The sequence below is a fragment of the Paenalicyclobacillus cellulosilyticus genome (assembly GCF_014647315.1).
Taxonomy (GTDB): domain Bacteria; phylum Bacillota; class Bacilli; order Alicyclobacillales; family Alicyclobacillaceae; genus Alicyclobacillus_J; species Alicyclobacillus_J cellulosilyticus.
On record NZ_BMOY01000022.1, the window covers coordinates 39,434 to 50,475 of the forward strand.

Below are 11,042 nucleotides of genomic sequence, written 5' to 3' on the forward strand. Positions count from 1 at the left end.
CTCAAGCCTCCCCCTCCGGTGCCCGCGCGAGCGCGGCCACCTGTTCCACATCTTTGTCACCGCGGCCCGACAGACAGACCACGACCACCTGGTCCTTGTCCATGCTGCGGGCTTCTTTCACCGCTTGCGCCACAGCGTGTGCGCTCTCCAAAGCAGGAATGATGCCCTCGGTCTTCGACAGGAGGTAAAACGCTTCGAGCGCCTCTTCATCCGTGATGGGCTCATAGCGCGCCCGTCCAGTATCGTGCAGCCAGGCATGCTCCGGCCCCACGCCAGGATAATCGAGCCCGGCGGAGATGGAGTGCGCAGGTGTGACCTGACCAAACTCGTCTTGCAGCAGATACGTCATGGCCCCGTGCAAAACACCGGGACGGCCGCGCCGGATGCTCGCTGCGTGCTCCGAGGTTTCGATGCCGCGCCCGGCCGCCTCGACACCCACCAATGCAACCTCGCGATCCGCCACAAACGGATAGAACATCCCCATCGCGTTGCTCCCGCCGCCGACGCACGCGACCAGCATATCGGGCAGGCGGCCTTCCCGTTCCACGATTTGCCGCTTGGTCTCATCGCCGATGACCCGTTGAAAGTCGCGCACCATCATCGGATACGGATGAGGTCCGACGACCGACCCGATGATGTAATACGTGTCTTCGACGTGTTCCACCCAGTAGCGGATGGCCTCATTCGTGGCGTCTTTCAAGGTCCGCGTGCCTGAGGTCGCCGGTACCACCTCTGCGCCGAGCATCCGCATGCGGAAGACGTTGAGCGCCTGCCGGCGCATGTCTTCTTCCCCCATGAACACCTTGCACTCGAGGCCAAACAGGGCCGCGACCGTCGCGGTGGCGACGCCGTGTTGCCCGGCGCCCGTTTCGGCAATCACCTTCCGCTTTCCCGTTTTGACGGCAAGCAGCGCCTGTCCCAAGCAATTGTTGATCTTGTGCGCACCGGTGTGATTCAGGTCCTCCCGTTTCAGATAGATCTTGGCTCCCCCCACCGCCGCGGTCAGCCGGCGCGCAAAGTACAGCGGCGTGGGCCGGCCGGCGTACGTCTCGAGGTAGCCCCGCAACTCGGACTGGAACGCCGGATCACCCGCCAAACGCCGGTAGTCTGCCTCCAACTGCTGCAGTGCCGACATCAACGTCTCCGGCACAAAGCGGCCGCCGTACGCCCCGAAGCGGCCGAGCGCGTCAGGGTACGCGTTCTGCTGCGTCAAAACGGTTCACCACCTCGAGGATCTCGTTCACCTTCGGCAAAGACTTGCGGCCGTCCACTTCGGCACCCGATGAGACGTCGATGCCGTCCGGCCGGAAGACACGGAGCAGGTTCGGAATGGTCTTTGCATTCAGGCCGCCGGCAACCCAAACCGCCGGGAGGCGCGCAACCCGGCGGGCGATGCCCGCGACGAGCGCGGGCAGCACGTCCCACGCCCATGGCTGGCCATATCCGCCCGTCACCCCAGGCGCCGCGCCTTGCGGCGGCGCCGCATCGAACAACAGGGCGTCGACACAGGGCGCGTACACCGCGGCCTTGCTGACCAGGTCTGCCAACACCGACGCCTGGGAAGCGACGGCGGGAGGTACGGACAAAGCCTTCCACACCGTCCAACCGTCCGCGCGCAGAGCGGCACATACCTCCGGCGGCTCGTTTCCGTGCAGCTGGCAACCGTGCAACCCCGCTGTCTGGATGACCTCCCGCACGACATGGACTGGCTCGTCGACAAACACGCCCAACACGCGGCAATCGCGGGCGGCCGCGGTGATGGCCCTGGCTGCAGCAGGCGCGACGTACCGGCGGCTCGCCGGCACGAAGACCACCCCGATGTGCGTCACCGACGGATGACGGGTGAACGACAGATCATCGCCCGGGCGCAGCCCGCAGATCTTCACCTGGGTCATGCGCTGCACCCCCGTCCGCCGGCCCGGTTTCCGCTCGCAGCGCCGCCGCAGGCACTTGCCGCAGCGGACGTCCGGCGCGCGCGACCGACAACGCCGCCATCTGCGCCTCCATGTGTCCGCTTCGCATCGCCCGCATCAGCGCTTCGCCCACCAACAGGCCGTCGGCCCCGTACGAAGCCATGCGTTCTGCGTCCTGGCGCGTTTCGATGCCGCTCTCCGCGATCACAAGGACATGCTCCGGGACGTGCGCCAAGACTTCCCGGGTCGTTTCGAGGGAAACGCGAAACGTGTGCAAGTCCCGGTTGTTCACCCCGAGCACCGACGGTGCGGCCGCCAAAGCGGCGTCCAGTTCCTCGACCCGGTGCACTTCGATCAGGACGTCGAGCCCCAGCGACCGGGCGTACGACGACAGCTCGCGCAACCGCGGTGCCGGCAACGCTGCCGCGATCAACAGGACCGCGTCGGCGCCGGCCGCGTACGCTTCGTCAATCTGCAGTTCGTCGATGATGAAATCCTTGCGCAACACCGGGATCGCGACCTGCGCGCGAGCCGCCTGCAGGTCGGCGATGGACCCCTGAAAGTACGTGCTGTCCGTCAGCACCGACAACGCCGTCGCGCCGGCCGCTTCGTACGCGGGTGCGACCACCTCCGGCGACAATTCAGGCGCGATGAGTCCTTTCGACGGACTGGCGCGTTTGAATTCCGCGACCACCGCAAGCTGCGGTGCGCGGCGGATGGCATCCGCAAAACCGCGTATGTCTTGCCTGTCGCGTTCACGCACCGGGGGGTTGCGCCGCAGTGCCGCGACCTCTTCCCGCTTGGTTTCCAGGATCCGGGTCAACCACGTACTCATCCTTGGACCTCCGCCGCAGACTCCATCTGGGTCGCGCGCACGAACGCCGTGAGGGTTTCCCGCGCAGCACCCGAGTCAATCAGCACTTCCGCCAGGCGCACACCATCGTACAAACGGGTCGCTTTCCCGCCTACGTACAGGACCGCACCCGCGTTCAACACCACGACATCCCGTTTGGGACCGCGAGCCCCGCTCAGGACCTCCTGGATGATGCGCGCGTTCTCCTCCGCGTCGCCGCCTTGGATGGCAGCGAGATCCGCGCGCGCCAATCCCACATCTTCCGGAGCGATGGTATATTCGCAAATGCGGCCGTCTTTCACCTCGGCCACAGCCGTCTCGCCGACGATGGAGATCTCGTCGATCCCGCCGGCACCGTGCACCACCAGCGCGTGTTCACAGCCCAGGAGCTTGAGCGCTTCGGCCATCTTGCGCACCAGGTCGAGGCGCGGCACGCCGAGCACCTGGCGCCTCACCCGAGCCGGGTTGGTCAAAGGACCCAGGAAGTTGAAAATGGTCCGAAACCCAAGCTGACGCCGCACTTCCGCCGCGTGGCGCATCGCCGGATGGAACGATTGCGCAAACAAAAAGCACAGACGGGTCTGCTGCAGACAGCGGCGCGCAGTCTCTGGATTGCCGTCGATGCGGGCACCGAGCGCTGCCAACACATCGGCGCTGCCACAGCGGCTCGAAGCGGCCCGGTTCCCATGTTTCGCCACCGGCACGCCGCCTGCGGCAGCCACAATGGCAGCTGCGGTCGAAATGTTGAACGTGTTGGCACCGTCTCCGCCCGTACCGCATGTGTCCACCGCGCCGTCCGGCACGTTCTCCACCTGGAGCGCATGCCGGCGCATCGCGCGCGCAAAGCCGACCATCTCCTCGACCGTCTCGCCGCGCACCGCCATCGCCGTGACCAGGCTGGCGATCTGGATGGGCGAGGCGGAGCCGCTCATCAACTGGTCCATGCATGCCTCCGCCTCGGCGGCGTCGAGCGCAGACCCGGATACCACTTTTTTCAACGCATCCATCATGGCCATGCTCATCTCGCCTCATCTCCTCTCCTCTCAACTCTCCTCTGCTCAAGGCAAAGCGTCGCGTGCAACCGTTCCGTGCACCCGAGCACGCGGTGATTATGAAGCATGATACGTTGCCTTGGACCGTTCGTCAACCACCCGCCGCCTGCTCGCCACCGCTGCCCGCAGCTCGCTTCGTTCCAAGTTCCCCGCGTTCATCGCTGCTTGCAGCAGCGGGGCTCGGGTGCGCGATGTCCGGGCGCAGCGCCACCGCCTCGCCCAGATACACATGATGGAGCGCGTCCTGTGTCACATCGGTGTTCACGTGCACCAAGACCCGAATGCACCGCGGCAGCGATCCAGGCACCGCAATCTCGGTCGCGCACATCAGCGGCACCCACTGCCAACCGGGCAGGCTGCGCACAGCCCGGGCAGGAAAGTCGGCGTTCAAGTCCGGCGTCATCGTCAAAATGACGCTGGCGACGTCATCGGCAGCCAAGCGGTTTTGTTCGACGATCGCTTGCATCAGCCTGCGCGTGGCGTCGAAGATGGCCTCCGCCGTGTTGGCTTCGACCGTGACAGCGCCGCGAATGCCTCGCACCTTGCTCGTCATGGCGCGCCCCCTCCCCCCGGTTTCCCGCCACCGGTGTCAGCGTCTGCAGCGGACCGGGACCAGGCAGCGGCAAGTTCCTCGTAACGCACGTCGCGGACGATGACGACGTCACCCACTGCCCGCGGCAAGGCGAACGTCCAATGGTCGTCACCGTGCTTCTTATCGTGATGGAGGACCGCCACCACTTCATCCCACGGCAGTTGCGGTACGGTGACCGGGAGGCCGTGCGCCGCCAGAACCCGAATCAGCCGGTCTTTGTCGTCTGCGGACAACCAGCCGCGCCCCCACGCGATCTCGCTCTCGACACGCAGGCCGATGGCCACCGCCTCTCCGTGGTGGATCTGGTAACCAGAGACCTGTTCCACAGCGTGGCCGACCGTATGCCCGACGTTGAGCACCATCCGCCGCCAAGCCTCGTGTTCATCCTCTTCCACGATGCGCACCTTGACCGCCGCGGCGCGCGCGATCAGTGCTTCCGCCCGCTCCGGGCCGGGATAGGAGGTGACCGGCGCTGCCTCGAGATCCGCGAACAACTGCGGGTCGCCGATGAGGCCGTGCTTGATGACTTCCGCCATCCCGCCGCACCACTCACGCGCCGGCAAGGACGACAAGGCGGTCACGTCAAAGATGACTGCGATGGGCGGATGAAACGCTCCCACCAGGTTTTTCGCCTCCGGCAGGTTGACCGCCACCTTGCCGCCGATGCTGCTGTCATGCGCCAACAGCGTCGTCGGCACTTGAACATAACGGATGCCCCGTTGGTAGGTGGCGGCGACAAAACCGCCGAGATCGCCCACCATGCCGCCCCCGACCGCGAGCAGGACGCCGCTGCGGCGAATGCCCGCGCGCAACATCTCTTGATACAGCCGCTCCGCGTTGGCGAACGACTTGGACGCGTCCCCGGCCGGCACCACCGCGGCGGCGACGGCGAACCCTGCCTGGCGGCAGCTGTCCATCACCCGTTCTGCGTAACCGAACCGCGCGACTTCGTCGTCGGTGACCAAGAACAGCTTGACCGTCGGATCGACCCCCCGCGCCAACAGCATCGGTCCTGTCTCGTCAAGCAATCCCGGACCGATGGTGACGTCGTACGGGCGGCGGGCGGATTGTACCCGGAGTGTCGTGGTCACCGCTGCCTCACCCGCGCCAGGTAGGCGCGCACCTGATCTTCTATCTGCGCAAGCGAATCGCCGCTGAACTTTTCGAGAAACGCTTCGGCAATCACCCACGCCACCACGTTTTCCCCGACCACGGAGGCCGCAGGCACCGCGCAATAGTCGGACCGTTCCACCGCGGCGGGTTCTGGCTGCTTCGTCCGCATATCGACACTCGGGAGCGGGTTGTACAGGGTCGAGATGGGCTTCATGGCAGCCCGGATCACGATGGGTTCTCCGTTGGTCACCCCCCCCTCGAGGCCACCCGCCCCGTTGGTCGGGCGCAGGTACCGGGACCCGTCGTGCAGGATGGCGTCGTGCACCTGTGAACCGAACCGACGCGCCGCTTCGAAACCGAGCCCGATTTCCACCCCTTTGATGGCCTGCACGCTCATGAGCGCCCCGGCCAACCGGCCATCGAGCTTCCGGTCAGGATGGACGTAGCTGCCCAAGCCGATGGGACAGCCGCGCACGATGACCTCAAAGACGCCGCCGACGGTATCTCCTTTTTCCTTCGCCTCGTCGATCTTGCGCCGCATTCGTTCCGCCGCTTCCGGGTCCGCGGCGCGCACATCGGAGGCGTCGGCGGCGGCGACGAGCGCGTCCCAATCTTCCGGCACCTGTTGCACCCGCTCGCCGCCAATCTCGACCACGTGCGCCGTCACCTGAATCCCGAAGTGCTCCAGCAACTGCCGCGCCAAGGCGCCCGCGGCCACCATCGTCGCGGTGTTTCTTGCGCTCGCCCGCTCCAAGACGTTGCGGATGTCTTCGTGATCGTACTTGATGGCACCCGCCAGGTCGGCGTGTCCCGGACGCGGGCGCGTCACTTCCTTCAGGTTCTCCGGGGGTTCGCCGAAGACACGCATCTTCTCCGTCCAATTTTTAAAATCCCGGTTGACAATGTGCATGGTGATCGGAGACCCGAGCGTCCGCCCGAACCGAACCCCGCTCGTGATCTCGACCGCGTCCGCTTCAATCTGCATTCGCCGTCCCCGGCCGTAACCGAGTTGCCGGCGCCGCAATTGCTCGTCGATCTTCTCCTTCGACACCGGCAGATGGCTGGGAAATCCCTCGACGATGACCGTCAACTGCGGCCCGTGGGATTCCCCTGCACTCAGATACCGAATCATGCGGTTCGCCACACCTCTCCCCACACCGTATGTATCCGATGTATTATAACACGTCATGGCCGCACCGGGGCGAAAGCGCACGTGCCAACGTGTCAACGGTTGCCTTCGCTGTCGATACCGCCCGGAGGATGCGCAGATGTCACCAACCGTGTCAACGCGGAAAAATCGGCAGCCAATTCGTCCCACACGGAGGCATCCCCGCCTGCCAGACGCCAGTATGCCTGCATGTCCTCTGGCGGCAGAGCGGATAACCTGTGCAAGTCGCCGCGCAGCGGATGCAGCCAGGCGAGCTGCAAGGCGTGCAACGCTTGCCGGGACAAGGGGCTCGCCACACCGCCGGGCAGCCCGTCCTGCGGGTGCGCCCAGGCGTTGTATTCGCGGTCGGCGACCAGAGGCAGACCGATGGCCGCCATGTGCAAGCGGATCTGGTGGGTGCGGCCGGTCTCCAGCACGACGTGCGCCAACGCGATGGTCCCAGCTTCCCGGACAATGCGAAAGTGGGTGATGGCAGGTTGGCCGTCTGCGGAAATGACCCGTTTGGACGGCTTGGCCGGGTCAGGTGCGATGGGCAAGCGGATGGTGTGCCACGAACCGTGCGCGTATTCTCTGCGCACCTGGTGGACCAATGCCGCATACGCGCGGTGAATGGCCCCTTGCTGCAGCGCCCGGTCGAACAGATGGTGGGCATGTGCGTGTTTGGCGAACATCACCAACCCCGAGGTGTCGCGGTCCAGGCGGTGCACGCAATGAGGCACCTCACCGGCGTCCGCCAAATACGCGCGCAACCCAGCGAGCAACGATCCGCCGCGTTCTTTGGACGACGGATGCGTGAGCACGCCAGCCGGTTTATTGACGACGAGGATATCCTCATCCTCGTAGCGGATGTCGAGCGGCATCGGTTCAGGAGGCACTTCGCTCTCTTCCGCAGGCAATGCCACTTCCACCAAGTCGTGGGCACGGACGCGATCGATGAGGCGAGCGGGCTTGCCGTTGACGAACACCGCGGCGTCGTGACGAAGTGTGCGCAAGAGCCGGCGCGACATGCCCAGTTCTGTGCGGAGGACATCCTTCAGCATGCGGCCTTCCCAGCCGGGATCCACCCGCAGCGCGTACGTGCGACGTACGCGCGCAGAAAGCTCGCGCACGTCCTGTACCGGCACGCCTTCCCCTGCTTCCATCCCCGCAATCCCTGCCTTTGCTCCGTTCTGATGCCGCGTACCGCTTCTCCCTTCACGTTGCGGCGCGAGCACACGCGCAACAGCCCCGTTCAGGCGCAAGCTCCGCGGCGCATCCAAACGCATACAAAAAGGTATACGCCTCACCTCCGCCCAGACAAGCCGGCAACCCGAGGCTTGACGAGCAAAACGGAGGGAGACGTATACCCGGCAGCGTTCGAACGGTTTGTGGAGCGGACGACGGGACTCGAACCCGCAACATTCAGCTTGGGAAGCTGACGCTCTACCAATTGAACTACGTCCGCACTTCCCGTAAAGCGACGCGATTGCCTCACGCAGTTAGGAGTATACTGCACGTGTCGGTCCGCGTCAAGTGGAAAAGGGGCCACGGCATGGCCCCATCCGATATGATGCTCAATGAAATTCCACATCAATCACTTGACCGCCCCGCCCGCTCACCTTGGGCAGCCGTACTTCCAGCACGCCGTTGCGGTACGCTGCCTTGGCGCCCCGTTCATCCACCGGCGACGGCAGCGGCACGGTCCGGGAAAAGCGCCCGAAAAACCGCTCACTGCGGAACACGTGCTCGCCCTGCGTCGTTGCGTGGCGTTCGATTTGCCCAGACAGGTGCAGGTGTTGATCGTGCACGCGGATCTGCACGTCCTCTTTCCGCTCCAGGCCCGGGATTTCCGCCGTCACAACGACCTCGTTCGGTGTCTCCCGCACATCCACCGGAATGCGCGGGAGGGTCGACCAGGGCTTGGTCCACTCTCCATCGAACAAGTCGGGGAGATTCCCGAATTCACGCCGCCATACGCCGAGGGGATCCAGCGGAACCCATGACATGCCCTTCACCTCCATCCCGTTTGTCCATCAACGTGCGTCATCCGCGGCGGCATGAGTCAGGGACATGTTGGTTCCTCTTCTATGCGTATCCTGGCGAGCGGCGCGGTGTGCGGGCGAACGGGAACACCCGGAATCACACGTCGCGCCGCAGCGGCAACCACTCCAACACGCGTTGGATCTTGAGGTCCCAGTACCCCCACTCATGGCTGCCCGGCTCTTCCTCATAGGTCAACGGCAGGCCGAGTTCGCGCGCGTGCGCCATAAACCGGCGGTTGTCGGCGTAGAGAAAATCTTCCGTGCCACAGCACTGGTACAACAGCGGTTTGGGTCCATCCGACTTCGCCACCCGCTCCGCCAAGGCGAACAAATCGTCATCGCTGCCGCGCACCCGGGACGGATCGCCAAAAATGTTTCGCCACTCCTCTGTCCCCGCTGCGGCGCGTGCCGCCACGTCGAGTGCGCCGGAGAGACTCGCGGCCGCGGCAAACCGGTCGGGATGGCGCAGTGCCAGTTTGAACGCGCCGTACCCTCCCATCGACAGGCCGGCGACGAAATTGTCTTCCCGAGCCGCCGACAACGGGAAGAAGGAACGGGCGATGGCTGGCAGCTCCTCGCTGATGAACGTCCAGTACTTGAGGCCATGCGCCATATCGGTGTAGAAGCTGCGGTGGACGGCAGGCATCACCACTGCCAAGCCGAGCGGCGCGACATACCGTTCAATGGAGGTGCGGCGGACCCAGATGGTATGGTCATCCGACATGCCGTGCAACAAGTACAGGGTCGGGTGTTTCCCGTCGCGGGCGGCACCCGTCAAACCGATCTGGTTGTGTGTCGATTGCGGCAGAATCACGTACATGGAACAAGACAATCCAAGCACTTCAGAAAAGAAATCACAATGGATCAGCGCCACAATCATCCCTCCTGGACATCCAATATCTTACACATGGCGATGCGAAACCGGTATCCACTTCCGCACGGCGCTCGTGCGCTCCGGACGCGGCCGGCCGAACACCGCCAAGGTGATGGCGCCCAGCAAACCGAGGAAGGAAGAGAAGAAAAAGATCCATGTATCCGGGACGGCATGAGACAAGCTGGTGCTGACGAGCGGAGCCAACGTCCCGCGCACCCCGAACAGCATCAGATGCAATCCGAACGCCACCGCCTCCTGGCCGGGTGCGGCCCGAAAGACATACGAAAGACAGCCGATGTCCCAGGTGGCGTCGCCGATGCCTTGACATCCGCTGCCGAGGATGACGGCGGGATACGTCCCCCACAAGGCATAAAACAACGGCACGGAGAGGTACGCCCCGATGCCGACGAACATCGCGGCGCGCGGCGACCAACGGTCGATGACCCAACCCATCAACAAGTACGCGACGAGCAGGCAGGCGTAGTACATGATGCGCGTCCAACTGATTTGGGTGTCGGTCAGCCCCAGGGTGTGAACCTGGTAAATCTGATAGAGCGGGTTCGCGAGCAGGTTGGCGAATCCGGATAAGGTCGTCGCAGCCAAAAACACCCCCAATGCGCGGTTGCCCCGCAACACCTGCCATTGATCCCGCAACCTCACCACGGCGCGCGTGTGGTCTGCGGCGACAGGCTCCACTTCGCGCACCTGCGAAAACACGAGGATGGATGTGACGCCCGCGGCGGCGGCCGCCCAAAGCGGACCCGCATCCCCGGCCGATTGCAACCATATCCCGAGACCAAACGTCACCGGCAACAGACAACTGCCCATCGCCACGCGCACGTACCCCATGAGACGGCCGCGCAGTTGCGGCGGGTACATCCGGGTCACGAGCGCAGCGTAGGCGGGTGCTTGCACCCCACCCAGGAAATTGATGAACAACGCGATGGCGACGAACACCCACGGGGTGGACCAGACCGCCACCACGGCGAGCGACAACCTGGCGAAGAGGTTGGGCCACACAACAAACGGCTTCAGGCGGCGGCCCTGGAGGAGGTTGGCCCAGAGCGGGGAAAACAACAGCCCGATGGCCGGTGCGGCGGTGAGCAAGCCGACTTGAAAGTTCGAAGCGCCGTGCCGCAACGCCATGGGCGTGTAGAACTGGCCGAACACCGCGGAAAACAGGCTGATGAACATCGCCGAGGTCAAGTCCCAGCGAAAGTTCGCCCACGTCTCCGGCCGCATCTGCATGCCTAAGCGCGTGAGGATTTCTTCGTTCTCCATTGCTTTACCCCTTCGGTTCGTCGTTCCCTGAGCAGTATAGCACACGGGCGGCCGTGTCAACTCACGAAAAAATCTAACCCAAGGGGAAGTGGATCACTCATATAAAAATCAAACTATTTGACCCTCCACTTTGGGCAGTTCAGGAGCCGGTTGGGGCGGCGTCGCTGTGGATAAC

At 64.6% G+C, this 11,042-nt stretch carries 10 protein-coding genes, 1 tRNA gene and 1 pseudogene; all 12 read right to left on the reverse strand.

Annotated features, from left to right (window positions below):
- Position 1: 1 nt before the first annotated feature.
- The 12 genes and pseudogenes from trpB to IEX97_RS08160 all read right to left on the reverse strand — a co-directional run bounded on the left by trpB (position 2) and on the right by IEX97_RS08160 (position 10,867).
- A complete protein-coding gene (trpB, locus tag IEX97_RS08105) occupies positions 2–1,213 on the reverse strand; it encodes a tryptophan synthase subunit beta (RefSeq protein ID WP_229776651.1) in 1,212 nt (403 codons plus the stop codon).
- Positions 1,188–1,895 (reverse strand): phosphoribosylanthranilate isomerase, encoded by a 708-nt coding sequence (locus tag IEX97_RS08110; RefSeq protein ID WP_188882275.1) that lies wholly within the window; start codon positions 1,893–1,895, stop codon positions 1,188–1,190. The genes trpB and IEX97_RS08110 overlap by 26 nt, the downstream gene beginning before the upstream one ends.
- Positions 1,855–2,748 (reverse strand): indole-3-glycerol phosphate synthase TrpC, encoded by an 894-nt coding sequence (gene trpC / locus IEX97_RS08115; protein ID WP_188882276.1) that lies wholly within the window; start codon positions 2,746–2,748, stop codon positions 1,855–1,857. Before trpC ends, IEX97_RS08110 begins: the two co-directional genes overlap by 41 nt.
- Positions 2,745–3,788, reverse strand: a complete 1,044-nt coding sequence (gene trpD, locus IEX97_RS08120; protein ID WP_188882278.1) for an anthranilate phosphoribosyltransferase — start codon at positions 3,786–3,788, stop codon at positions 2,745–2,747. Before trpD ends, trpC begins: the two co-directional genes overlap by 4 nt.
- A 217-nt stretch (positions 3,789–4,005) precedes the next feature.
- A pseudogene (gene aroH, locus IEX97_RS08125) lies at positions 4,006–4,371 on the reverse strand (chorismate mutase); the annotation flags it as partial.
- Positions 4,368–5,501 carry a 3-dehydroquinate synthase gene (gene aroB, locus IEX97_RS08130; RefSeq protein WP_229776653.1) on the reverse strand — a complete coding sequence of 378 codons (1,134 nt, stop codon included), beginning with the start codon at positions 5,499–5,501 and terminating at the stop codon, positions 4,368–4,370. The gene aroB and the pseudogene aroH, both read right to left, overlap by 4 nt.
- Positions 5,498–6,655: a chorismate synthase gene (gene aroC / locus IEX97_RS08135; protein ID WP_188882291.1), complete on the reverse strand. Its 1,158-nt coding sequence runs from the start codon at positions 6,653–6,655 to the stop codon at positions 5,498–5,500. The genes aroB and aroC overlap by 4 nt, the downstream gene beginning before the upstream one ends.
- 92 nt (positions 6,656–6,747) lie before the next feature.
- Entirely contained in the window at positions 6,748–7,833 is a 1,086-nt protein-coding gene (locus tag IEX97_RS08140) for an RluA family pseudouridine synthase (RefSeq protein ID WP_188882281.1), read from the reverse strand.
- Positions 7,834–8,059: 226 nt separating this feature from the next.
- Positions 8,060–8,135: transfer RNA gene (locus IEX97_RS08145), tRNA-Gly, on the reverse strand.
- Between the two features lie 109 nt (positions 8,136–8,244).
- Positions 8,245–8,676, reverse strand: coding sequence for an Hsp20/alpha crystallin family protein (locus IEX97_RS08150; protein ID WP_188882283.1), 432 nt, complete (start codon positions 8,674–8,676; stop codon positions 8,245–8,247).
- 133 nt (positions 8,677–8,809) lie between these two features.
- Positions 8,810–9,586, reverse strand: coding sequence for an alpha/beta hydrolase (locus tag IEX97_RS08155; protein ID WP_188882284.1), 777 nt, complete (start codon positions 9,584–9,586; stop codon positions 8,810–8,812).
- Between the two features lie 27 nt (positions 9,587–9,613).
- Positions 9,614–10,867, reverse strand: a complete 1,254-nt coding sequence (locus tag IEX97_RS08160; protein WP_188882285.1) for an MFS transporter — start codon at positions 10,865–10,867, stop codon at positions 9,614–9,616.
- Positions 10,868–11,042: the final 175 nt, after the last annotated feature.